The 21,986-nt window shown below is 60.0% G+C and carries 20 protein-coding genes and 5 pseudogenes; 14 read left to right on the top strand and 11 right to left on the bottom strand.

The window, feature by feature from the left end; translation table 11 throughout:
* Positions 1 to 10: 10 nt before the first annotated feature.
* Together sphantq_RS21665 and sphantq_RS21660 are read right to left on the bottom strand one after the other, a co-directional pair.
* On the bottom strand, positions 11 to 2,227 hold the full coding sequence (locus sphantq_RS21665; protein ID WP_169575214.1) for an amylo-alpha-1,6-glucosidase: 2,217 nt from the start codon (positions 2,225 to 2,227) through the stop codon (positions 11 to 13).
* Positions 2,228 to 2,235: 8 nt separating this feature from the next.
* Positions 2,236 to 3,330, bottom strand: a complete 1,095-nt coding sequence (locus sphantq_RS21660) for a glycosyltransferase family 4 protein (RefSeq protein WP_272800364.1) — start codon at positions 3,328 to 3,330, stop codon at positions 2,236 to 2,238.
* 143 nt (positions 3,331 to 3,473) lie between these two features.
* On the opposite strand from sphantq_RS21660, the gene sphantq_RS21655 reads away from it, so the two are divergent.
* Positions 3,474 to 3,602: a hypothetical protein gene (locus tag sphantq_RS21655; RefSeq protein ID WP_272800363.1), complete on the top strand. Its 129-nt coding sequence runs from the start codon at positions 3,474 to 3,476 to the stop codon at positions 3,600 to 3,602.
* 96 nt (positions 3,603 to 3,698) lie between these two features.
* Positions 3,699 to 4,117, top strand: a pseudogene (locus sphantq_RS21650) (transposase); the annotation flags it as partial.
* Positions 4,118 to 4,153: 36 nt separating this feature from the next.
* Here the strand turns inward: sphantq_RS21650 and sphantq_RS21645 are convergent.
* Both sphantq_RS21645 and sphantq_RS21640 read right to left on the bottom strand, forming a co-directional pair.
* Positions 4,154 to 5,191 (bottom strand): ATP-dependent DNA ligase, encoded by a 1,038-nt coding sequence (locus sphantq_RS21645; RefSeq protein ID WP_272800362.1) that lies wholly within the window; start codon positions 5,189 to 5,191, stop codon positions 4,154 to 4,156.
* Between the two features lie 21 nt (positions 5,192 to 5,212).
* Positions 5,213 to 5,389: a DUF3606 domain-containing protein gene (locus sphantq_RS21640; RefSeq protein WP_069064446.1), complete on the bottom strand. Its 177-nt coding sequence runs from the start codon at positions 5,387 to 5,389 to the stop codon at positions 5,213 to 5,215.
* Positions 5,390 to 5,535: 146 nt separating this feature from the next.
* On the opposite strand from sphantq_RS21640, the pseudogene ku reads away from it, so the two are divergent.
* Positions 5,536 to 6,018: pseudogene (gene ku / locus sphantq_RS21635) on the top strand (non-homologous end joining protein Ku); the annotation flags it as partial.
* Here ku and sphantq_RS21630 read toward each other — a convergent pair.
* Positions 6,016 to 6,797, bottom strand: a protein-coding gene (locus sphantq_RS21630; RefSeq protein ID WP_272799347.1) for an IS5 family transposase whose coding sequence is annotated in 2 segments (ribosomal slippage) — positions 6,016 to 6,473 and positions 6,473 to 6,797 — 783 coding nt in all. Because the reading frame shifts where the segments join, the coding sequence is not laid out codon by codon here. The pseudogene ku and the gene sphantq_RS21630 overlap by 3 nt on opposite strands.
* 124 nt (positions 6,798 to 6,921) lie before the next feature.
* Here sphantq_RS21630 and sphantq_RS21625 point away from each other — a divergent pair.
* From sphantq_RS21625 to sphantq_RS21615, 3 genes are read left to right on the top strand one after another with little or no spacing between them, the layout of a single operon-like run.
* Entirely contained in the window at positions 6,922 to 7,140 is a 219-nt protein-coding gene (locus tag sphantq_RS21625; protein WP_066602573.1) for a hypothetical protein, read from the top strand.
* A 35-nt stretch (positions 7,141 to 7,175) separates the two neighbouring features.
* Positions 7,176 to 7,598 carry a hypothetical protein gene (locus sphantq_RS21620; RefSeq protein ID WP_272800361.1) on the top strand — a complete coding sequence of 141 codons (423 nt, stop codon included), beginning with the start codon at positions 7,176 to 7,178 and terminating at the stop codon, positions 7,596 to 7,598.
* A gap of 4 nt (positions 7,599 to 7,602) precedes the next feature.
* Positions 7,603 to 7,857 carry a hypothetical protein gene (locus tag sphantq_RS21615; protein ID WP_069063920.1) on the top strand — a complete coding sequence of 85 codons (255 nt, stop codon included), beginning with the start codon at positions 7,603 to 7,605 and terminating at the stop codon, positions 7,855 to 7,857.
* Positions 7,858 to 7,863: 6 nt separating this feature from the next.
* Here the strand turns inward: sphantq_RS21615 and sphantq_RS21610 are convergent, their stop codons facing one another.
* Positions 7,864 to 8,076, bottom strand: coding sequence for a KTSC domain-containing protein (locus tag sphantq_RS21610; protein ID WP_272800360.1), 213 nt, complete (start codon positions 8,074 to 8,076; stop codon positions 7,864 to 7,866).
* A gap of 172 nt (positions 8,077 to 8,248) precedes the next feature.
* Between sphantq_RS21610 and sphantq_RS21605 the strand changes: the two genes are divergently transcribed.
* The 3 genes from sphantq_RS21605 to xth all read left to right on the top strand — a co-directional run bounded on the left by sphantq_RS21605 (position 8,249) and on the right by xth (position 12,603).
* Positions 8,249 to 9,208 (top strand): GNAT family N-acetyltransferase, encoded by a 960-nt coding sequence (locus tag sphantq_RS21605; RefSeq protein WP_069063918.1) that lies wholly within the window; start codon positions 8,249 to 8,251, stop codon positions 9,206 to 9,208.
* A 61-nt stretch (positions 9,209 to 9,269) separates the two neighbouring features.
* On the top strand, positions 9,270 to 11,771 hold the full coding sequence (gene ligD / locus sphantq_RS21600) for a DNA ligase D (RefSeq protein ID WP_069063917.1): 2,502 nt from the start codon (positions 9,270 to 9,272) through the stop codon (positions 11,769 to 11,771).
* Between the two features lie 10 nt (positions 11,772 to 11,781).
* Positions 11,782 to 12,603 (top strand): exodeoxyribonuclease III, encoded by an 822-nt coding sequence (gene xth / locus sphantq_RS21595; protein ID WP_069063916.1) that lies wholly within the window; start codon positions 11,782 to 11,784, stop codon positions 12,601 to 12,603.
* A 217-nt stretch (positions 12,604 to 12,820) separates the two neighbouring features.
* Here the strand turns inward: xth and sphantq_RS21590 are convergent, their stop codons facing one another.
* Together sphantq_RS21590 and sphantq_RS21585 are read right to left on the bottom strand one after the other, a co-directional pair.
* Positions 12,821 to 13,849, bottom strand: coding sequence for a patatin-like phospholipase family protein (locus sphantq_RS21590; protein WP_272800359.1), 1,029 nt, complete (start codon positions 13,847 to 13,849; stop codon positions 12,821 to 12,823).
* A 72-nt stretch (positions 13,850 to 13,921) separates the two neighbouring features.
* Positions 13,922 to 14,254: a hypothetical protein gene (locus sphantq_RS21585; protein WP_272800358.1), complete on the bottom strand. Its 333-nt coding sequence runs from the start codon at positions 14,252 to 14,254 to the stop codon at positions 13,922 to 13,924.
* Between the two features lie 600 nt (positions 14,255 to 14,854).
* Between sphantq_RS21585 and sphantq_RS21580 the strand changes: the two genes are divergently transcribed.
* From sphantq_RS21580 to istA, 5 genes and pseudogenes are all read left to right on the top strand, one after another.
* Positions 14,855 to 15,544 (top strand): class I SAM-dependent methyltransferase, encoded by a 690-nt coding sequence (locus sphantq_RS21580; RefSeq protein ID WP_069063913.1) that lies wholly within the window; start codon positions 14,855 to 14,857, stop codon positions 15,542 to 15,544.
* A 150-nt stretch (positions 15,545 to 15,694) separates the two neighbouring features.
* On the top strand, positions 15,695 to 17,488 hold the full coding sequence (locus sphantq_RS21575) for an AI-2E family transporter (protein ID WP_272800357.1): 1,794 nt from the start codon (positions 15,695 to 15,697) through the stop codon (positions 17,486 to 17,488).
* Positions 17,489 to 17,682: 194 nt separating this feature from the next.
* On the top strand, positions 17,683 to 18,069 hold the full coding sequence (locus sphantq_RS24440; RefSeq protein WP_083216946.1) for a PilZ domain-containing protein: 387 nt from the start codon (positions 17,683 to 17,685) through the stop codon (positions 18,067 to 18,069).
* A gap of 257 nt (positions 18,070 to 18,326) precedes the next feature.
* A complete protein-coding gene (locus sphantq_RS24340) occupies positions 18,327 to 18,563 on the top strand; it encodes a DUF6766 family protein (RefSeq protein WP_335681266.1) in 237 nt (78 codons plus the stop codon).
* A gap of 108 nt (positions 18,564 to 18,671) precedes the next feature.
* Positions 18,672 to 19,454 (top strand): annotated as a pseudogene (gene istA, locus sphantq_RS21570) (IS21 family transposase); the annotation flags it as partial.
* Between the two features lie 228 nt (positions 19,455 to 19,682).
* On the opposite strand, the pseudogene sphantq_RS21565 reads toward istA, so the two are convergent.
* The 3 genes and pseudogenes from sphantq_RS21565 to sphantq_RS21555 all read right to left on the bottom strand — a co-directional run bounded on the left by sphantq_RS21565 (position 19,683) and on the right by sphantq_RS21555 (position 21,588).
* A pseudogene (locus tag sphantq_RS21565) lies at positions 19,683 to 20,854 on the bottom strand (IS3 family transposase).
* Positions 20,805 to 21,251, bottom strand: coding sequence for a hypothetical protein (locus tag sphantq_RS21560; RefSeq protein WP_272800356.1), 447 nt, complete (start codon positions 21,249 to 21,251; stop codon positions 20,805 to 20,807). Before sphantq_RS21560 ends, sphantq_RS21565 begins: the two are co-directional and overlap by 50 nt.
* Positions 21,248 to 21,588, bottom strand: a pseudogene (locus sphantq_RS21555) (hypothetical protein). The gene sphantq_RS21560 and the pseudogene sphantq_RS21555 overlap by 4 nt, the downstream one beginning before the upstream one ends.
* Between the last annotated feature and the right edge of the window lie 398 nt (positions 21,589 to 21,986).

Here is a 21,986-nt window from a genome sequence, read left to right as displayed (position 1 = left end):
AAGGCGACCATCAAGCAATCGTCATTATCCGAGCGCGGCCACCATGCTTCATAGGTTTGACCACGATCTGATCCCCTAGGCGATCGAACATAATATCGACCTTGTCCAGACCGATGCCCAAATCCCTGATCGTAAGGCTCTGGAGAAAAAGCGGCAGCATCGGTTGGTGAAAGGATATCTGCGCCGCCGGAACATCGAACCTTAGCCCTAGGCTCGACTGGATGAGGGCGAGCGGCGCCGCCGCCGACCAGGCCTGCGGACTGCAGGCCACCGGATAAAAGGTCGGCCCCTGCGACCGGCGGCGCGGAAAGCCGCAGAAAAGTTCAGGGAGACGCATCATGTCGACATAGGTGGCGGCGGCGAAAAGCCCCTCGAAGATCTGGGCGGCTTCCCGCTGGTAGCCGTAGCGCGCGAAGCCGCCGGCAATCAATGCATTGTCGTGCGGCCAGATCGACCCATTATGATAGCTCATTGGATTATAGCGCTTTTCAGTCGAGGCGATAGTGCGCACGCCCCATCCGGAGAAGGAGGCGGGCCCCATCAACGTGCGCACGACGGCCTCCACCCGCTCTTCGCGCGCAAGTCCGGTATAGAGGACATGGCCGGCATTGGAGGACCGCACGCGGCAGGGCATCTTGTCGCCATCGAGCGCGAGGACATAGGTGCCCAGCGCCGCGTCGAAGAACGCGGCATCGAACCTATCGCGCAGCCGCGCCGCGCGATCCCGATAGTCAGCCGCGCGTGCATGGTCGCCGATCGCGTTGAACAGCGCCTCAGCTGCCTGCCACGCGCCATAGACATAGGCCTGCACCTCCGCGAGGGCGATCGGACCGCGCGCGAGCGTGCCGTCGGCGTGGAAGATGGAATCATGGCTATCCTTCCATCCTTGATTTTGAAGGCCCTGGTCGGTCAGGCGGCCATATTCGACGAAGCCGTCGCCGTCGCGATCGCCATGTGTGTCGATCCAGTTCAGGGCCGCTTCTATATGCGGCAGGATCGTCGTCAGGTAAGCAACGTCGCCGGTCCGCTCCAGGTAAGCGCCCGCCAGCATCACGAACAGGGGCGTGGAATCGATGCTGCCATAATAATGGCGGAACGGCACCTCTCCCAGTTCCGCCATTTCGCCATGGCGCACCTCGTGCAATATCTTGCCAGGTTCCGCGTCGGCCGTCGGATCGAAGCTGGTGGCCTGATGCGCGGCGAGATAGCCCAGCACGCCGCGGCTGATCGCCGGATCCATCCATAGGGTTTCGAGCGCGGTGATGATCGCGTCGCGGCCGAACACCGTGCTGAACCAGGGAATGCCCGCATAAGGATAAGGGCCATATTCGGTATCGGTCGATAGCATGGATATATCAGCGACCGACCGGCGGGCGACCTCGTTAAACAGGTCGTTCGACGAGTGCAGTGTCGCGCCGCGCTTGCGCGCCGCCCGCAGCGCCTCCATCGCCTCGCGCAGGGACTTGAGGAACTGCTTGGGGAGCGCGTCTGTCGCCCCTGTCTGTTTGCAGCAGATGCGGGTAAAGAGCGCGCAACGGTCGCCGGGCGGCACGGTGATGTGGAACAGCGCATGGCTGTCGGTCAACTCGTCCGGCATCGGATCGAAATGCAAGTGCGTTTGCCGCTCGCGCTCGTCACGCCCTAGATAGCCTAGCAGGACATCGGACGGACCGATCTGCGGTTCGCGCATTCTCCCGCGGCGCAGGCGCGTCATGCCGCGTATCTCGAATAGATCGGCGAAGTCCGCCGCGAAACTGAAGTCGATACTGACTTGCCGCGTTTCCGTGTCGAAGTTGCGGATGGTGACGCGCTCGTACAATGCGTCCTTCCACAAAAAACGCGTGCGACGCAGGTGGATGAGGTCATGTTCCACGGCCACTCGGCCATCTTCCCCGATGAAATCGGGATTGGCGAGATCGCAGGTCAACATCGCATTGTCGTCGCGCAGCGCGGAACTGAGCAGGATCGGCCGCATTGCGTTGATTGTGAGATAGAGGTGCGAGAGATGCCGGGTATCGCGATGATAGAGCCCCTCCGGACTGCCGGGGCCGGAAATGGCGTCGCCGCTATGATCGAACACGGCAAAACTGTCGCCATGTTTAAGCGTTCGCGGCCTGCGCTCGTGGAGCGAGGCCGTCGCCGGGATGAAGAACTGGGTCTGCGCCTGGGACAGCGCTTGCCCTCCGGCAATACCAGGCATGTCGGGCTGAGGCTGGCTCAGGGTCATGGCGTTTCCTATGCGACGATCTGCAGTTCGGCTTCCACGCCTCGCTGGCGACGCAGCCGTGCGGCGTCGGTACGGGCGCCCGGTAGACCATGATACAGGGCAACATAGTCCGTCGCCATCCGCCGCGCCGTGAAACGTGCGTCGAATGCGCCACGTACCAGCCGCCGGTCGAGATCGGGCAGCGCCGCAACAGCGTCGACCGCTTCGTCTTCGCTCTGGACAATGAAGCCGGACACGCCATGCTCGATCACTTCCGGCACGGATCCGCAGCGGAAGGCGATGACCGGCGTGGCGCACGCCATCGCCTCGATCATCACGAGTCCGAACGGCTCGGGCCAGTCGATCGGAAACAGCAGCGCGGCTGCTTGGCCGAGGAAGTGAACCTTCTGCTGTTCGTTGATTTCACCTATGAATTCCACATTGGGATAATGGTCCACCAGCGACGCGATTTCCTGCTCCCAATATCCGCGATCGACGGCATCGATCTTGGCGGCGATCTTGAGTTTAAGGCCAGAGCGCGCCGCAATCCGGATCGCGCGATCCGGCCGCTTTTCCGGCGAGATGCGCCCGAGAAAAGCGAGATAATCCTCGCCCGCACCCAGGCGCGGAGCCAGCAGGTCTGCGGGCAGGCCATGATAGATGGTCCCGCCCCAATTGACCGGGGGCATGGGCAGACGCTGATGATCGGAGATCGACACCAGGCTGTGGTCGGCAAAGGTGCTGTAGAATGGCGGTAGATCGGGCAGGTCAAGCCGACCGTGCAGCGTGGTTACCGTGCGCCCAATGAAATCCTGCACCATCGGCAGGTGCAACATGTCGATATGGAAATGCAGGGCGTCGAACTCGTCGGCACGGCGTCGAACCTGCTCCAGCATCATCATATGATAGGGAATGGTATCGACCACAGCGGGGTTGAGGCGCAACGCCATGTCCGTGATCGGCACCAACTTGGCGCTAGTCTGCGAATCACCGCTGGCGAACAGGGTGACATCGTGACCTTGGCGAACCAGTTCTTCGGTCAGATAAGACACAATACGCTCGGTGCCACCATAAAGCTTTGGGGGCACGCTTTCAGCTAACGGGGCGATTTGCGCAATCTTCATACAGACTTCCTCTCAAACGAGTGGAGCCTCCCTCCCCCCATCTGCGGCAGGCTGCACCGCTACAAGCATTTAAATGCGCGGGAGTTTCATGAACGGAAATATTCTGTCTCATTTCTTCGTCACCCATCTGGGGATTATTATAAATGACCGAGCAAGCCGCCGTTTTTGCAGCCTTTGGAACGCGAAGCGGCTGGTCTGCACTTGAGAAACTTAAATCAGCTGCCGAACGGCCAATAAGGGTCGAAAGTGGTGAAAATCCGGCCTTGCGTTGATTGCACTGTCCGGATTCCGTGGCCCTGTCGTTGGGAGACAAGCTTATGATGGGTGATCGGGCAGTGATGCAGGAGACGCTGTTTTAGGGCTTCAGCTTGGAAGACCATGTTCCCCATAGCCATCTGTTGCGGGCGATAGACAGGATTGTCGATCTCGACGGCATCCGGGAAAAGCTGCGGCCATTCTGCAACGAGACAGGCCGCCCCTCGATCGATCCAGAACTGATGATCTAGATTTTGCTCTTCGGCTATTGCATTGGGATCCGGTCGGACCGGCGGTTGTGTGAGAAAGTGCATGTCAACCTGGCCTATCGCTGGTTCTGCCGCCTAGGTCTCGACGAAGGCGTGCCCTGGTCTCTCGGCATTCGCAGAACCGGCAGGGCCACTTTCGGGATAGCGATCTGTTGTCGGAGTTGTTCGAGATGTCCGTCTCGCGCTGCATTCAGGAAGGTCTGGTCGGTGGCGAAGACTTTGCCGTTGATGCCAGCCTGATCAAGGCCGGGCCGACCACGCAAGCGGCATTCGCCAACTCCCGAGACGGACGAATTTCTCTACCCTTTGGTCGCCTGGAGATCAGTCAGCTCTGAGGGCTGCAGCTCATAGTGAAGCTGCTCCATGCCACATTGCCTCGGCACCTTGTCCGGCCGCCATCTCATGAGCGCGGTACCATGTCGAAACCGCTCACCGGTGACCTGGTCGTATCGGACCTCGACCACCAGTTCGGGGGCGAGTGGATGCCAGAGGCTCTCTTTGCCATCGGTCCAGCGGCTCGGGCCGCCTGGCGCCTTGCCGGTAAAGCCGGGTTCCGCGATCAGCGCCTCAAGCCTTTTGGTCAGTGCTGCCTTGTCTTCGTCAGCGAGCGCGGAGGTGAAGCCGACATGATTGAGGAGCCCTGTATCATCGTAGAGGCCAAGCAGCAAAGAGGCGACCTCGGAACCATTTTTGCTTCGCCGGAACCCACCCACGACGCAATCAGCCGTGCGATGTTGCTTTATCTTGCGCATCGCGCGCTCGCCCGGCCCGTACGGTACGCTTAATGGCTTGGCGATAACGCCGTCGAGCGCGCCGCCACTGTTTTCAAGCCACAACATTGCCTGGCGCTCATCCGTTGTCGCAGGCGAGAGCAGCAAGGTCGAATTGACCTCGGCAGCGTGGAAGCGCTCGATCGCCGTACGCCGCTCCTCGAGGGGTGCATCGACCATGTCTCTGCCGCCCAGCGCCAGGCAGTCGAACAACATCAACTTGGCGGGCGTCTCGACGGACAGTCGAGCGATGCGGCTTTGTGCTGGATGAAGTCGGTCCTGCAGCGCATCAAATGACAATATCTCGCCGATTGGGAGGATCAGTTCGCCATCGACGACGAAGTCGCGTTCATGCGTAGCCGCCAGCACGGCCACGATCTCGGGGAAGTAGCGGGCGAGGCTCTTTCCCGACTTCGACATGATCTCGATTGCGTCGCCCCAGCGTGAAGCAATAGCGCGGAAGCCATCCCATTTCGGCTCATATTGCCACCCTGGGCCTGCTGGCAACGCGCCCACGAGCTTCGCTTCCATGGGCAGCGTGGCGGCGAGGGGATGGGACTTGGACATAGACTTCCCCTCGCCGAATCGTCAGCTTTTCAGATGAGCTTCGACGGCGGAAGCGCTGTTGCCGACTGCGTCGACCGCCTTTTGCAGGGCCTCGCGGTCGACCCCGAACTTGTCGGTCCAGTATGCGACCTCATAATCCTCGCCCATCGCTATCCGCGAACTGTCCGCTGGTGAGCGCAGTGTCTTGTCGTCGGCCATCTTGTCCTCCTCTTCGATTGCAGCTTCCCAACGCGTTGTGTTGTCGTCCGTTGCACCAATCACGAGACTATTTCCCGGGGAGGGCTGTGCGTTGGAACGGGCATAGCGGCCGAGGGTTGAGGCACGCAATGACATAGGAGACGATCATGGCTGCACGACCCTATTGGCGAGGCCAGATCCGGCTCGCGCTTGTTTCGATCCCGGTCGAGATTTACTCGGCTACCAAGAGCGGGGCGACGATTGCCTTCAACCAGATCCACGAGCCTTCGGGCAAGCGCATCAAATATGAAAAGGTCGTGCCCGGCATCGGCCCGGTCGACGTCGAGGACATCGTCAAGGGCTTCGAATATGCCAAGGGCGAATATGTCCTCCTCGACGAGAAAGAGATCGAAGGCGTGAAGCTCGAGAGCAAGAAAACGCTCGAGCTTACCCAGTTCGTCGATAGCCATGAAATCGACGCTATCTATTTCGAGAAGCCATATTATGTCGTGCCCGCCGACGATCTGGCCGAAGAAGCCTTCATCGTCCTGCGTGAAGCGCTTCGCCGCAGTCACAAGATTGGCCTTGGGCAACTGGCGATGCGCGGCCGAGAATATGTGGTCAGCATAAAAGCCTGTGGCCGTGGCCTAGGCGGCGTGGACAAATTTGAGCCAGTATCTGGCGGTGGCGAGATGGACCATGCCGAGGAAGCTATTGGCCAGTTGGTCGTAGCGGGTTGCGATGGCACGGTTGATTTTGAGGTGCCCGAACATACGCTCGATGCGGTTGCGCTGCTTGTAGAGCGTTCGGTCATGCTCGATCTTCACCCTGCGGTTTGAGCGGCCCGGAATTACGGGCTCTATCTGCCGTTTGGCGAGGTCGGCACGGATTGCGTCGGCATCGTAGCCCTTGTCGGCCAACAGTGCATCAGGTGCGCGTTCTGGCAGGCCGATCAAGGCATCATATGCCTTGCAATCCGCCACTTCACCGCCCGTCAGGATGAAGGCGAGTGGTCGTCCGAGGGCATCAGCCAAGCAGTGAAGCTTACTTGTGAACCCGCCCCGCGAGCGGCCAAGAGCGCGTCGATGAGTCCCCCTTTTCCGCCCGCTGCCGAGACGTGGGCGCGAACGGTGGTGCTGTCGATGCTGTAGTGGCCGCTGTCCGCCATGATCTCGGCCAGCGTCACGGCGACCGCCTCCCAGACCCCGGCCTCGCTCCACCGCCGGAATCGTCGATAGATGGTGTTCCAACTGCCATATTTAGGCGGCACGTCACGCCACGGAGCGCCGCAACGAAGTCGCCAGAGGATGCCATTGATGATGGAGCGGTTCTGTTCGGGCGGCCTGCCTCGACCACGGTTTTCAGGCTCGATGGGCAACAAGGCCTTCAGAACGCGCCATTCTGATTCAGTGAGATCGCCCCTGCTCAAGCCTGCCTCCAAAAAGCAGCCTTGAATCAATCCGCCTGCGCTACGTCAATCGTCTTCGCTGATGGCCGACACCTACAGCGCGGGATCGATAGCAAACCGGACCGGTAGGCGATAAGCTATTTATATGGGAACGCTGAAACTCGAAGATCGCACTGCGGAATACCAGTGGGCAACCGACGTAAACTTCGACGGCATACGTCTGGAGGTGCTCTCAAGCGACGGAACTACACTCTTCGACATCAGCATACCGGATGACGGTCACATCACCGTCAACACCTTCGGCAAGGAAGTTGCCGCAAACCTGATCGAGGCCGCAGTCGAGATCGCCCGTCAGCCGCGATAAGCTCACGCCCGCCAATTTGTCCACGCCGCCTAGTCATGGAAACGCTGCGCTATGCCGATGAGGTCAACAAGGCTGCGAGCTATTTCCGCGAGATTGGCGACGCTGATCCCGATGAGGAACTGCTCGATCTCGCCACCACATTGATCGACAAGAAGACCGGAAGGTTCGATGCGAGCGAGTTCCACGACCGTTATGTCGATGCGCTCAAGGATCTCATCGAACGCAAAAAGAAAGGCAAGACGCTCAACATCGATGAAGATAGCGAGGTCGGCTCAGATCCGCGCGGTAGCAACGTGGTCGACCTGATGGCGGCCCTCAAAAAGTCGATTGGTCCGGCAAGCGGTGGTGGTGCAGGCAAGGCACCGGCCAAGAAGCCAGCAGCCAAAGCTGCTGCGAAGTCCGAGAAGAAGCCGGCGGAGAAAGCGCCTGCCAAGGCGCCCGCAAAAAAGCGGGCCTAAAAGCATGGCAGATCCGGTTCGAGCGTCGAGCAACGACGATGACGATGCCGCCTTCGCAGAGGGCGCCATCACCTTGTGGAGTAATTTGCTTGCGCTGATGGGCACCCATCTCCTTGAGGCGGGGACACCGCGCCAGGAAGTGCTCGATATGCTGACGATGCTGCATGAGACCAATGAGGAAACGATCCGCTCGCCTCGCGCACGCGCGATCGCCGGACGCCACCTCATGTCGGTCTATCGGGTACTCGGCGAAGCCTGACGTCAGTCAAGCGTTTGGCCCGAATCGCCGTCGTTCCGGATCGCGGCAGCACTGGAAACGCCCTTTGATCTGGTCGTTGAAGAAGGCACCTGCAGAAGTCGCCTTGCATAAAGCCTCGAAGATCGCGGCAGGCACGCCATAATAGACGTATTTGCCCGTTTGTCGAAACGAAACGCTCAAGACACCCGCATCGTCATCGAAAGTGACACGTTCGATCATTGAGGAGGTCTTGAGACGGCAGGCGCGCATGTCCGCCCAGCGTCTGGTGGACTCTGCCGTTCCATCCCGTGCGCCCAGGCGAATCCGCTGCGCGCCCAAGCGTGTCCAGCAATGCGTGTAGCCTTAGACCAGCCTGTTTTGAACTGTCGTTTCGATTGCGGGTTATGGAGGGATGCCCGAGGAGACTATCGATCAGAAACTGCGTGAGATGGCGGAACACCGCGGCTTCAAGCTTGTCAAATCCCGGAAGCGCAAGCCTGGGACGGGAGACTTCGGCAAGTTCGGGCTGACGCAGGGGGACGGCAAGCCGTTGCTGGGAATGGGCAAGGACGGGCTGACGGCCTCGGCCGACGATATCGAAGCCTATCTGCGCAAGGGGTCTGTGAGCACCTGGAAAGCTTCGGCGCAAAGCGCGCCGGCCCGCGTCGTGCCTGCGGAGAAGCCAAAAAGGGATGTCAGGACAAATGACGATACCGAAGGTCCGTCGGTCATACGGCCCCGCAGCCGGCACGCCGACGCTCGAAACGCCGGCGTCAGGCAGGCGGCACCCGAAAGTCGAAAGGCCCAACCAGCAGACGAACCTAAGCCCAGCGCCAAGCGGGTCAGCCGAACGTTTACCGGTCGCAAATCCGCGCCGCCAGAAGCTAGGCCCCACGCGCGCGTAACTGCCCAGCCTGCGCCCGCGCCTGTACCAGCTCCGCAGTTGCACGTTCGCGCCGCGAAGCCTGCCGATGCTGCAGCATTGGCGAAGCTTCTTGCGCAACTGGCTCATGTTGAGATCGACGAACCTGGCATAGTGCGCAGTCTCGAGGCGGCGCGCAAGTCCAGCGGCGGCATGGTGGTTGCCGAATGGGGCACGCTGGTCGGCTGCTGCGCTTGGGCTCTGATCCCCACGATCCAATATGGGCTGATCGGCCGGATCACCCTGATCATGATCGACGAAGATCACCGCCGCCGCGGCATTGGGACGAATTTGATCGAGGCTGCTTCTGCCGTGATTGGCGAGGCGGGTTGCACGCGGATGGAGGCGATCAGCGATATCGAGATCAGAAACGCCCATGGTTTCTTCCGGGCCCTGAAGTTCGAGCAGACCAGCTATCGTTTTGCAAAGCCGCTCGATAGGGACAGCTAAAGGGACTGGAACGAGTCCGCGGTCCTACGGATTGAGGCGTAGAGGGAACGGACGCATCAGCATGACCAGGACACAGACCAAGTCGGCAGACGAGAGCCTTGCGATCTATCGGGCCAAGCGAGACTTTGGGCGGACCGCCGAGCCTTCAGGTGCGAAGCTTCCCAGCACCGGCAACGGCTTCGTCGTCCAGAAGCATGCGGCGACACGTCTTCATTATGATTTCCGGCTTGAGCTCGATGGCGTGCTCGTCAGCTGGGCCATCACACGCGGTCCAAGCGTCAATCCGGACGATAAGCGCCTTGCCGTGCGGACCGAGGACCATCCGCTCGATTACGCCCGCTTCGAAGGCACGATTCCCAAAGGCGAATATGGCGGCGGAACCGTCATGCTCTGGGACAATGGCACCTGGGAATCGATACCGGGCAAGGATCCCCGAGAGACGCTGCCCGAAGGTCACTTGCATTTCATCCTGCACGGCCGCCGCATGGCTGGCGAATGGATCCTGTTCCGCCTCAAGCCTCGGGGAAAGGAGAAGGGGGAAAATTGGATCCTGCGCAAGGTGAACGATGCTTTCGCCGGCGGCTCGGACGATCTGGTCGGCATCCATTTGACCAGCGTCGACACCGGGCGCACCATGGACGAGATCGCCACCGGCAAAGCCGTGCCGAAGCGGAAGGGCGCGAAGCCTGCCGCCTCACCGTCAGCCGCTTCGGCCAAGCCCTTTGGGAAGCGCAAAAAGGCGGGCACGCCGCCTCCGTTTCAGCCGGTGCAGCTCGCGGCGCTGGTCGATCATGTGCCTTCGGGCGACCGATGGATCCATGAACTTAAATATGATGGCTATCGCACGCTGCTGGCGATCGGCGGCGGGGAGGGGAGGGCCTATACCCGTTCGGGTCTCGACTGGTCGGATCGTTTCGCTGGACTGATCGGAGACGCCGTCACCCTGGACGTGGCAAGCGCGCTGATCGATGGCGAGGCCGTGGTGATCATGCCCGATGGGCGCACCAGCTTTCAGGCCCTGCAGGCGGCGCTCAAGGGTGATCCGGGCAAAATTGACTATGTCGCATTCGACCTACTCGAGCTTGACGGCGAGGATCTCACGCAGCGACCGCTTCTTGAACGCAAGGAGATGCTAGCGGCGCTGATCGGTGAGGGCAGGGGCCATCTGCGCTACTCTGATCATATCGTCGGACGCGGCGAGGAGCTGTTCAAAAGCTTCTGCGGCGCGGGGCTGGAGGGCGTCATCTCCAAGCGTGTCGATGCGCGCTATTCCGGCTCGCGGTCCGGCTCCTGGGTGAAGACCAAATGCATCCGGCGACAGGAGTTCGTGATCTTGGGCTGGACGCCTTCGGACAAGCAGCGCGGCTTTCGTTCGCTGCTGCTGGGCGTCAACGAGAAGGGCAAGCTGCGCTTCGCTGGCAAGGTCGGTACCGGCTTTACCGGCGACGAGATCGAGCGTCTGATGGATTTGATGGCGCCGCTCGAACAAAAGACCGCGACGGTCGAAGCGCCGCGCGCCGCCGTACGTGGGGCACATTGGATCAAGCCGAAGCTGGTCGCCGAGGTCGCCTATATCGAGTTCACGGACGAAGGTGTGTTGCGACACTCGAGTTATCTGGGTTTGCGCGAGGACAAGAAGCCCGAGGCCGTGGTGTTGGAGATTGAAGCCCCGGTTGCGACAACCGCAAATCCTGCCGCAACCAGCGGCGTCAAGATCAGCAACCGGGATCGCATGATCTTCCCCGAGGGCAAGCTCACCAAAGGCGAACTGGCCGACTATTATGAGGCGGTTGCGCAGATCATGCTGCCTTGGGCAGGAAGCCGACCGATCAGCCTGGTCCGCTGCCCCCAGGGTCGCGACAAGAAATGCTTCTTCCAGAAGCATGACGCCGGCAGCTTCGGCGATGACGTCAAGCAGGTCGGAATATTGGAGAAGGACGGGCATCAGGAACCCTATCTTTTCGTCGACACACCGGCGGGGCTCCTCACCTGCGTACAGATGGGCACTATCGAGTTCCATGGCTGGGGCGCGCGTATCGAGGATGTTGAGAAGGCCGATCGCCTGGTATTCGACCTCGATCCCGATGAAGGCCTCGATTTCAAGGATGTCGTCTCCGCCGCCTTCCATCTTCAGGATGTCTTGGGGCAGATGGGACTCGTCACCTTTCCGATGGTCACCGGGGGCAAGGGCGTGCATGTGATCGCGCCGCTGACGCCGACGGCGGAATGGCCGCAGGTCAAGGATTTCGCGCATCGCTTTGCCATGGCGCTCGCGCAGGCCGATCCCCAAAGATTCACCGCTGCCCTTGCAAAGGCCAAGCGCACGGGCAAGATCTTCATCGATTATCTGCGCAATCAGCGCGGCGCGACGGCCGTCATGCCCTACAGCGCGCGCTCCCGGCCCTTTGCGCCGATCGCAGTGCCGCTGACATGGGAAGAACTGCGCGATCTCGACACCCCCAACCATTGGCATATCGGCGACGCGCCTGAGATGTTGAAGCGCGCGGCATCGAAGAATCTGGCGCATTGGGGTCGGACCGATCAGATCCTGCCGGACCTGTGACGGCGTGAGCATGAAGATCGCCACCTACAATGTGAATGGGGTCAACGGCCGCTTGCCAGTCCTGTTGCGGTGGCTTGAAGAAGCCGCGCCGGACATTGTCGTTCTCCAGGAATTGAAGGCGCCGCAGGAAAAATTTCCGCAAAGCGCTATCCGCGATCTGGGCTACCAGTCGATCTGGCATGGCCAGAAGAGCTGGAATGGCGTCGCTATCCTGAGCCGCGTCGGCGAAATTCATGAAACCCGGCGCGGCCTCCCCGGTGACCCGGATGCTGCGCAGAGCCGCTATATCGAAGCGGCGGTCAACGGCATCCTTATAGGCGGTCTCTATCTTCCCAATGGCAACCCCCGGCCTGGGCCCAAATTCGAATATAAGCTCGCTTGGTTCGATCGATTGATCGAGCATGCAGCAGGACTGCTCGAGTCCGGTCTGCCCGTCCTGCTGGCAGGCGACTTCAACGTCATGCCGACCGAACGCGACGTCTACAAACCCGAGCGCTGGCTGGATGATGCCCTGTTCGCCCCCGAGGTGCGTGACGCTTTTTTCCGGCTGACGGGGCAAGGCTGGACCGACGCCCTACGGACAATCCATCCCGACGAGACGATCTACACCTTCTGGGATTATTTTCGGAACGCCTATGGCCGTAACGCAGGTTTGCGCATCGACCACCTACTGCTTAGCCCGGCTCTCGCCGACCGTTTGATGAACGCGCAGGTGGATGCGGATGTGCGCGGGTGGGATAAGACCAGTGATCATGCGCCAGTCTGGATCTCTCTAGCTGATGGCACCGTGCGTAAACGCCGTCAGGCCAAGGTCGCGAACCAGCCCGCATAGGGCGTGTTGTGCACCATGTGCCCATTATAGGCGCGTGCGTCATTGCCCCACCAGACCGGACCGCGCTCGCCAAGCGCTCGCCTGGCAGGAAATAGCGCGATCGCAGTAGCGCAACATCAGGGCAATGCGCTTATGACGGCGCATCTGGCTAACAGTGCTATCAAACTGAGAAGCTGATGTGGGATACCGTAATGCTCTTCACTAGTCGGCCACCGACTTACTCCATCGCCTCGTCAGCGATAGCGAGGCCCGATAGCCCGGTCCTGATGTCGCCGGCTTTCAGGCGAGATACCAAAGCCTGCCCATCTTTCAGCCCGGCCGCCCATCTGCGCCGGACCGATTCTGACGAGAAATCCATGGCCTTTCCTGCCACCTCCGCGCCCTGGTCAGTATAGCTCAGTCGCACAAGCGTCACCGGAGGAAGGCTTCCGTCCTTCTGACTATCTGCCTCATATCGGCGCTTCCAATGCTCCATGGTTCGCCGCGACTGGGCGGCAAATACGAGATCCTGCATGCGTCCGGCGACGTCGCCCAGCGTCTTGGGGCGCCCGCTTGTGAGTGGCAGAAGATCGACGGCGATGCAGAGCAGAGGCGCACAGCTGTGTTCCCCCAGAACCGGATCGAGCGGCAGGTTGGAGGACAGGCCGCCATCGACAAAGGCACGGCCATCGATTTCGATCGCGGGAAAAGCGGTCAGCAGCGCGGCGCTGGCGCGAATATGATCGGGCTTTACGCGCTGATGCCGTGTATCGAATATGACTTCTTCACCGGTTTCGATGTCGACGGCGAGCGCTGCATAGCGAACGCTTCCAGACTGGAGCAGATCGAAGTCAATCAGCCGTTCCAGCGTCTTTCCCAGCGGAGCACTTTCATAAAGCGATGGAGACCCCGCGCAGACATCGGGCAACCACCAGGATCCAAGTGGGCCGAGCGGCGCAAATATGCCTGGGCGGCCGACCGCCATCGTCCACATGACGGACATGGTGCGACGCATGGTTTCTGGCATCCAGCCCAGCGAAGCTGGGCTCGAACCTGGCCCAGCGGGCTGCCAAAGCGCGCGAAGCCGATCCAGTCTGTCTTCGCGGCGATTGCCGGCGATGATGGCCCCGGTGATCGCGCCGATCGAAGCACCGACGACCCAGTCAGGCTGAATCCCGCTCTCGTGCAACGCCTCATAGACCCCGGCATGATAGGCCCCCAGTGCGTTGCCACCGCTCAGGACGAGCGCAATCTGATAGTCCGGCATGGCGCTTGGCTTTCTCAACTTCCAGCTGCGCGGGCCGTCTTTGGCCGAGATCGCCGGACAGGGCCTGTGCTGTTAAAGGGAGATCGATCCAGGCGGTATGTCTGCTTCTTCCCCTGCAGCTTCCGTACCCTGGCGATCGGGCTCATGCTCCTGGTTCGCCAGCGAGCCTGTCGGTGGCGATCGACCACCGCCCGCATCGTCGTCGTCATAATCTTCATTGCCGCCGCTGGTGCCCCCGGCACCCGCGCCACTGCCAACGACAGCGCCCGTGCCTGGCTGGGCCCGTCTGCCGCGTTCGTGATCGGACTGCGTCGTGAAGGGCGTTTTCGCGCCATCCGCGTCCCTGATCGCTTCGCCGCCATGATAGACAGGGGGCGCGAATGGCTTGCTCTCGTCCTTGGCCATAATCATTTCCATTCGATGGGTGGGTGTGGGTCTTCAGACAGCCATGCCTGTTTCCGATCATTATCAGGATACAACTGCCGGGGCGCTGCGGCAGACCCATTGCCTGCAAAAGATAATCTCTGGCCGAACATCGGCGCAGACAGATAAAGAGGTGCGTTACGTTACGCCACCTCTGACTGCGGTCCTTTCGCGTCCTGCGGATATTTTAGTCAGGAATATCCTCCCCAAAATATCGAGTGCCGATCTGCCCAATGCGAACCGGCACTAGTTCTCTCTCCGCTACCGATTAGTTTCCGTTGATAACCTTCTCCCGCTCGGCCAGAGCCACGCTGAGGCCTATAATCGCTAATATGCATGTGCGCTTCATGACCTTCCCCTTGTGAGGAATAGAAACCGCGCAGTGCTGATTTAGCTCCGTCACGTGTCGGAAGCGGGTTCCTCGCAGCCGCGCGCGCAGACGGTGTCAGATGCCCGCGGTAGTCGGCTGACGCCATAGACAGCCAAATATAAGGAATGGCGAGATAGCGCTGTTCCGATGCCTGGAGCAAATGTGACACTCGGGAGTCATGCCTCTACGAGCAAGAAAATGAGGGGTACGATATGGCGTCTTTGTTCGAAGAAGTCGGAGAGGTGAGGGGGCAGGGGGACGGATCGGCTTTCGCCTTGTCGATGCGAATGTTTTTCAAACATCCAGCTATGGTGGGCTCGGGCTTTCCGGCCAGCCGCTGGATGGTCCGCACCATGCTTGCTCCACTCGACTGGAGGGCTATCCGTACCTTCGTAGAATATGGACCGGGTGCCGGCGCGTTCACGCGTGCTATTCTCGACCGTCTTGCGCCGGATGCCAAGTTGGTCGCGATCGACACAAGCCCAGACTTTGTCGCCCATCTCAAGGCCTCGATCACGGATCGGCGCCTATATGCAGTCACCGGTTCGGCTTCCAGCGTCGAGGCGATCTTATCGAAACTAGGACTGCAGCAAGCAGACTGCATTCTTTCCGGGTTGCCGTTTTCGACGATTTCGGGCGAAGAGGCTGGAAAGATCATGCTTGCGACCCACGCCGCGCTTCGGCCGGCTGGCCAGTTCTGCGCCTATCAGATGCGGCGAGCTGTCGAGCCGCTCTTACGGAGTCACTTTTCTACTGTCTGGCGCTCTTACGAATGGCGTAACATTCCTCCCTGTCATTTATATTGGGCCAAGCGCGAGAATGTCGCGGACGGCCGTGAGCCAAAGCCAACACTGCCGGAAAGGCCAGCCGGCGAGCCAAACATCTTGCATTGCCAAAACTGATATAGGCTAAAATGGGGATAGCGAGCCCGCAAGGCCCGCGAGATCGGATCAAGCCATGGCGACGGGAAAGATATGCTGAACTTATCTGAGCGACAGGCTCGCCCGTTCCCGCTGCGGGGGCATTATCAAGCCTCTCATCGGGGATGGGATATGCTCGTGCCTTGGTTGGTGGGTACCATCGTTGCATGCTGGCTTTACTTTGGCCGCTCCATCTTGATTCCGATAATTCTCGCTATCCTCCTTTCATTTCTGCTTGCGCCGGTGGTCGCTATCATCCGTCGGTCAGGGCTGCCGCGTACGCCCTCGGTGATATTTGCCGTCCTGATTGCACTCTGCGGGATCGGCGTGACAGGAGCGGTCATCGTTAGCCAAGCATCGACGCTGAGTCAGGATGCCCCAGCTTATGCGGAACGGATTGCTGAAAAAGCGGCGAGAGTCCGCGCGGACGTACAAGGAAAATTCGGTTTTCTCACGCGGGAAACGCCAAGCGGCGGCAGCGGTCATCGCGCAGCGGAGCGGGCCCGTCAGCAAGGGGAGCGCGACCTCTCCGCACGGACTGACGCGGAGGTCATTCCGGTGGAGGTTCGTGATCCACCGCTCACTGCATTTCAAGAAATACAGACAATCGTCGTCCCGGCGCTCGCGCCGCTGGAAACCGTCCTGATCGTCGTTATCGTAACGATCTTCGTCCTGTTCCAGAAGGACGACCTGCGAGATCGCTTGATCCGCCTGATGGGGTCTTCTGATCTGCACCGCTCTACAATTGCGCTAGACGACGGTGCCACGCGGCTCAGCCGATATTTTCTGTCTCAGTTTTTCGTGAACTGCGGGTTCGGTATTATAATATGGTGCGGCCTATTCGTTCTTGGCATACCTTCGCCTGGTCTTTGGGGCATACTCGCGGCCCTGCTGCGATTTGTGCCGTACGTAGGATCGATCGTTGCAGCAGCGGGTCCCATTGCGATAGCGGCTGCTGTAGATCCGGGCTGGAGCTTGGCGACATACGTAGCGCTGCTATTTCTGATAGTGGAACCGATCATTGGCTATGCACTCGAGCCGATGATCTATGGCAGGTCGACCGGTCTCTCGCCCGTGTCGGTAGTCGTCGCCGCACTTTTCTGGACGTGGATCTGGGGTCCGATCGGACTTGTGCTTTCCATGCCATTGACACTGATGTTGGTCGTACTCGGTCGCCACGTCCCTGCATTCGCCTTCTTCGACATCATGCTTGGCGATCGACCCGCGCTGTCGCCAGCCGAAACTTTCTACCAACGCGCGCTCGGCGGCCACGCAGAAGAGGCGGTGGAACAGGCCGAGGTTCTTCTGGAGACGCGATCCCTCGCAACATATTATGAAGAGGTGGTTTTGCCTGGGTTGCGTCTCGCAGCAGCCGATGTTGATCGCGGAGCGGTCGAGCGATCCGCCATGCGGGCGATCTGCGATGCCGCGAAGGAGACGCTCGTCATGCTGGCTGACCATATCGACATCGACGCGCATGTAGCGGCCCCTGACGTTGCCACCGGTCCTGGAAAGTTGGAGCAAGGAGAAGTCATCTGCTTTCCCGGCGCGGGACCTTTAGACGCCGCCATTGCCATGATGGGCGCTCAATTGTTGCGTCGTGAAGGATATACAGTTCGCGAACAATCTCGTGACCGTTTGCGGGGCGAGGGCGGTGAAATACTCGATCTTGGCGACGCGGAGATCATTTGCATTCTTGGCCTATTTGACCCCCGAGCGGCGTCACGGATGAAGCGCGTCGCCGCTGCACTTGAAAACCGCTTTGCTTCAAGTCGGGTGATCATCGGCGTCGCGCGCAACGTCGAACCTGCCATTGGGATCGAAGATATCGATACAGCTTTGCCCAGGACATTTTCAGATGTGACGCATGCGATACAATTGGCGAGACTTGAGCTCGCTTCAGGTGCGGGAACCTGTGACAGTTAAGGGGCTCGAAAACGAATAATGAGCTTCCGCCGCTTAAACCTGCGCGCGTCTACTCGCGATGGCGGTCGTTCCTCGCTTGCGAACTTCGTCGCTCTTGACGTTTGCTTTTCGGGAAAGAACCTTAACGGCTCGTCCAGCATCAATTTGGCGGATCGATAGGCAGCGTCGGATGTTCGGCAGCAAAGGGGGAGCCTATGACCGGTCAGTCCACAACTCGCATTGCCAAACGCCTGAAGATATTTGAGCCTGCATTTATCCAATGTGGGCGTGCCAGCGCCCGCGTCCACTTGCTGGACCTCTCCTATACCGGCGCTCTCGTGCATGGTGGGCCGACCACGCCTCCGTCTGGCACGTTTCTCCAAATACACTGCAAAGATCTCGATATAGCCGCACGAGTGGCCTGGGTACGAGGCCCCAAATTTGGAGTAGCATTTCTCAAGCCTCTCCTTGTGGAGGAACTAGCAAAGATAATTGACATGGCCCCAACGGCTTCAATCGAGAAGCAGCGTACCGAACATGGGCGGTCGACAGCGCGGCCAGCGCTGACAGCTAATCTCGTAGCAAGGCTCGGGCGCGCGTGAGTTTCTCTGTCGATGGCGGGAGGAGGTGGCAAAACAGGTGAAGGAGCAGAGACCACAGATTGCAGGGCCAATGAGTCGGTGAGCTTGATGCTGCTGCGGCGCGGACGCCAGCTTGCCGGCGAACTTGGCTCGTCGGCATAAGAACCGAGCGGTCATCAGGGAGCAATGTTGCTCCTACCGGTGTTCCTCCTTAACAACATATAGAGGTATGGGGATCGTGATAGCTGCTGCGCGACAATGGACTGACGCTTACGCTTTTGCTTCTCTTCGCGGGCAGTATCCTTGGCCAGTGGTTTGCCGGCTGGCATGTCGCGCGTGAGGACGCGCTACCCCATCATCAGGCCGTCATGACGTTGGGCACCTATACGACCAGTCCGGAATTCATCTCCTCGGTTTTCGAGAATTGGGAAAGCGAATTCCTTCAAATGTCCGCCTATGTCGTGCTAACCGCCAGGCTCGTTCAGCGCGGTTCGTCCGAATCCAAGGATCCTTGAAGAGGGCGGTGATAAACCAGGCCAATAGAACGCCAGCGATTTGCTGAGCGTGGCGGTTTAAAAACCAGCCATTGGGTAGGTTGCTCCTTTTAAGGGAGGTGGCCGGGGATGTTTGCCGTGGAGAGCTACGCCGCCGTCCGGCACTTTGTTTTTGTTGAAGGTAACAGCCAGCGCGAGGCCGCGAAGGTTTTTGGACTGAGCCGCGAGACGATATCGAAGATGTGCCGGTTCTCGCTGCCGCCGGGCTACACGCGGACCAAGCCTGTGGCGAAGCCGAAGGCGGGGCCGCTGCTGCCAGTGATTGACGCGATTCTGGCAGCGGATCGCATTGCGCCTGTGAAGCAGCGGCACAGCGCCAAACGGATATTTGAACGTCTGCGCGACGAGCATGGCTTTGGCGGGGGCTACACCGTCGTAAAAGATTATGTCCGGCTGTGCCGGGCGCGTGGACGCGAGACGTTCGTGCCGCTGGCGCACCCGCCAGGACATGCTCAGGTAGATTTTGGCGAAGCGGTGGGCGTGATCGATGGTGTCCGCCGGAAGATGCACTTCTTCTGCATGGACCTGCCGCAATCGGATGCCTGCTTTGTGAAGGCCTATCCAGCGGAGACGACCGAGGCCTTTCTGGACGGGCATGTATCGGCGTTCGCCTTCTTCGGCGGTGTGCCGCTGTCGATCCTTTATGATAACACGAAGATCGCGGTTGCCAGGATCTGCGGCGATGGGAAGCGCGAGCGAACACGCGCATTCACCGGGCTCGTCAGCCATTATCTTTTTACCGATCGCTTTGGTCGGCCTGGAAAGGGGAACGACAAGGGGAAGGTGGAAGGCCTGGTCAAGCACGCCCGATCGCACTTCATGGTGCCGATCCCGCATGCGCCCAGCTTCGATGACTCCCGCGTTCGATCAGCCATTGGGGGGAAAAGCTTTCTCGGGGAGAGACGGGGCTGACGGTCGCTCCTGAGATTGACAGTAGGCGAAGTCCCCTTTCCACTTATACCCACTACATAGTGGAGGCTTCCATGCGCACGATCATGACTGGACCGATAGTTCTTCTGACTTTGTTCGCGCACGTAGCCTCTGCGTGATCTGCCCCCACCGAGTGGACCGATTGGTTTGTTAGTGCATTAAGCTCATCGCCGCCATATCCGGACGGAGGTGGAGCGAAGCGGAACCGGAGGCCGGATATGGCGGTGCCGCCGTTTCCGGGGCCGGTGGTCGATATCCAAGGCTACTGTGCGGGCGGACGGTGTTGTAATGCCGCCGCCATGCCTCGATCAGCACCCTGGCCTCGGCGAGGCTGTAAAAGATCTCGCCATTGAGCAGTTCGTCGCGAAGCGACCCGTTGAAGCTTTCATTATAGCCATTCTCCCATGGTGATCCCGGCGCGATGTAGAGGGTCTTCACGCCGATCTGCCCCAGCCATTTCTGGACGGCGGTCGCGATAAACTCGCTACCATTATCGGATCGTATATGCGCTGGCGGCCCACGCGAGATGAACAGGTCGGCCAGGGCCGCCAGAACATCCTCATGTTTGAGCTGCCGTGCAACGATGAGCGCCAGGCATTCCCTGCTGGCCTCGTCGATGATCGTCAGGATGCGGAACTTGCGGCCGTCATGGGTGCGCCCCTCGACGAAGTCGTAGGCCCATACGTGCCCCGGATACTCGGGCCGCAGCCGGATGCATGATCCGTCATTGAGCCATAGACGCCCGCGCTTTGGCTGGCGCTGCGGGACTTTCAGTCCCTCACGCCGCCATATCCGCTCGACACGTTTATGGTTCACCGTCCACCCCGCATGGCACAGCAACGCCGTGACCCGGCGATAGCCATAACGGCCATATTGCTTCGCCAAAGCGATGATATCCTCTGTCAGTGCCTGTTCGTCATCCGCCCCGCGTGGCATCTTGCGCTGTGTCGATCGATGCTGACCCAGCACCCGGCATATCCGTCGTTCGGACACCGGAAGCTCTCGTCGCACATGATCGATGCAGCGTCGCCGCCGCGCGGGGCTCAGAAGTTTCCCCGTGCAGCCTCCTGCAGGATCAGCTTGTCTAGGGTCAGGTCCGAGATCGCCCGGCGCAGCCGCTGGTTCTCCTTCTCCAGATCCTTCATCCGCCGCGCCTAATCGGTCTTCAGCCCGCCATACTCCTTGCGCCACCGATAATAGGTCTGCTCGCTGACCGCGATCCGCCGGCACGCCTCGGCAGTCGATGATCCCTGCGCCAGCACAATCTCCACTTCACGCAGCTTGCCGATGATCTCTTCCGGCTTGTGCTTCTTGCTCGGCATTCAATGTCCCTTTCATGGTCCAGACTATCATAGTCTCTGGGCCACTCAGCGGGGGGCAGATCATCTTGGCTCTAGAGATTACCCAAATTGTTATAGAGCCATAGATATCGATCAGCTTCGCAGGGCCGACATTCTTCTTCATGGGCTTGGCCGTGCTGAGGCGCGCTACACACTCTACTATGACGAAACCAACAATATACGGCGCCGAGACATATTGGCTGGATAGGCCAGCATCGACGGTTGCCCTGCCGCCAGTAAAGCTGCCTTTGCCCCGGATGGCGATCGGCGGACAGTCGGTCGGCGCGTCCACCTTGATCCCTAAGCTACGCAACGCCGTCACGAGCGGGCCGATCGCCGCTTTTGCATATGGCTGTGACGTGTCACCACCACCGTTCATTCAACGAGCGCAGCGGCGGCGGTGAGGAAGCGGGTGGCCGTTCCCGCATTGCCAAGAAACAGAGGGGCTATCGACGCGTTGAGTCTGCCCTGGTTGGTGACGATAAAACTGGTGTCGTCGGGCTCTTCAACGCAAACTCCCATCGCTCTGAGAGCATCGCCATGTACCGGGTATCGTCGCTCTTCAACACGCCGGTGAGACGACTGGTCCCCTGCGACAGGGCTGTCTGAAGCAAGGCCCTATCGGTGATCGATTTCGAACCTGGTGGGGCTATTCTCCCCTTTAAAGGTCGTACAGGGGGCAGGAGAGTGAGTGAGTTTTTGATTGCATGGTTCATATGGCCCTACTGCCGCGATTGTCTCCATATGAGCAATCGTGATTGGACAAGCCGCTCGAATTTGCTGCCCGCGCCTGACCCTTGATCGAATTTGCTCATTGTCCCTCTACGCCTCATCCTCATCCGCTAAACACCGCCACACTCTGGCGTTCCTCGCGAGCAGTCTCCTGCGGCGCATTGAAACACCGTTCGACCCTCATGGCTCGGCGCATTCAACGCATCTTGGATGACGGAGCCTTTTGCACCTGGACGATGCAGGCCAATTGCTGGGCGAACAACATTTTGATGAACGGTGGCCCCCCTGACATTGCTCACCACCATTATGGGTGCACTAATTTTGTTTCGTGCGGTTCGAGCGCTAACGACGCGCGATTGGCACGCTTTGGGAAACCGAATTG

Source organism: Sphingobium sp. AntQ-1, from assembly GCF_028538045.1.
GTDB lineage: Bacteria > Pseudomonadota > Alphaproteobacteria > Sphingomonadales > Sphingomonadaceae > Sphingobium > Sphingobium cupriresistens.
The sequence above is the reverse complement of the archived record's forward strand: the minus strand, read 5'-3'. Positions and strand labels throughout refer to the sequence as shown.

Coding starts and splice junctions, on each gene's coding strand:
- sphantq_RS21615 (WP_069063920.1), top strand. CDS start 7,603: ATGGCAGATCCGGTTCGAGCGTCGAGCAACGACGATGACGATGCCGCC.
- sphantq_RS21585 (WP_272800358.1), bottom strand. CDS start 14,254: ATGGCCAAGGACGAGAGCAAGCCATTCGCGCCCCCTGTCTATCATGGC.
- sphantq_RS21655 (WP_272800363.1), top strand. CDS start 3,474: ATGACCGAGCAAGCCGCCGTTTTTGCAGCCTTTGGAACGCGAAGCGGC.
- sphantq_RS21590 (WP_272800359.1), bottom strand. CDS start 13,849: ATGCCGGACTATCAGATTGCGCTCGTCCTGAGCGGTGGCAACGCACTG.
- sphantq_RS21625 (WP_066602573.1), top strand. CDS start 6,922: ATGGGAACGCTGAAACTCGAAGATCGCACTGCGGAATACCAGTGGGCA.
- sphantq_RS21645 (WP_272800362.1), bottom strand. CDS start 5,191: ATGTCCAAGTCCCATCCCCTCGCCGCCACGCTGCCCATGGAAGCGAAG.
- sphantq_RS21640 (WP_069064446.1), bottom strand. CDS start 5,389: ATGGCCGACGACAAGACACTGCGCTCACCAGCGGACAGTTCGCGGATA.
- ligD (WP_069063917.1), top strand. CDS start 9,270: ATGACCAGGACACAGACCAAGTCGGCAGACGAGAGCCTTGCGATCTAT.
- sphantq_RS24440 (WP_083216946.1), top strand. CDS start 17,683: ATGACCGGTCAGTCCACAACTCGCATTGCCAAACGCCTGAAGATATTT.
- sphantq_RS21580 (WP_069063913.1), top strand. CDS start 14,855: ATGGCGTCTTTGTTCGAAGAAGTCGGAGAGGTGAGGGGGCAGGGGGAC.
- sphantq_RS21660 (WP_272800364.1), bottom strand. CDS start 3,330: ATGAAGATTGCGCAAATCGCCCCGTTAGCTGAAAGCGTGCCCCCAAAG.
- sphantq_RS21560 (WP_272800356.1), bottom strand. CDS start 21,251: ATGAACGGTGGTGGTGACACGTCACAGCCATATGCAAAAGCGGCGATC.
- sphantq_RS21605 (WP_069063918.1), top strand. CDS start 8,249: ATGCCCGAGGAGACTATCGATCAGAAACTGCGTGAGATGGCGGAACAC.
- sphantq_RS21610 (WP_272800360.1), bottom strand. CDS start 8,076: ATGATCGAACGTGTCACTTTCGATGACGATGCGGGTGTCTTGAGCGTT.
- sphantq_RS21575 (WP_272800357.1), top strand. CDS start 15,695: ATGCTCGTGCCTTGGTTGGTGGGTACCATCGTTGCATGCTGGCTTTAC.
- xth (WP_069063916.1), top strand. CDS start 11,782: ATGAAGATCGCCACCTACAATGTGAATGGGGTCAACGGCCGCTTGCCA.
- sphantq_RS21665 (WP_169575214.1), bottom strand. CDS start 2,227: ATGACCCTGAGCCAGCCTCAGCCCGACATGCCTGGTATTGCCGGAGGG.
- sphantq_RS21620 (WP_272800361.1), top strand. CDS start 7,176: ATGGAAACGCTGCGCTATGCCGATGAGGTCAACAAGGCTGCGAGCTAT.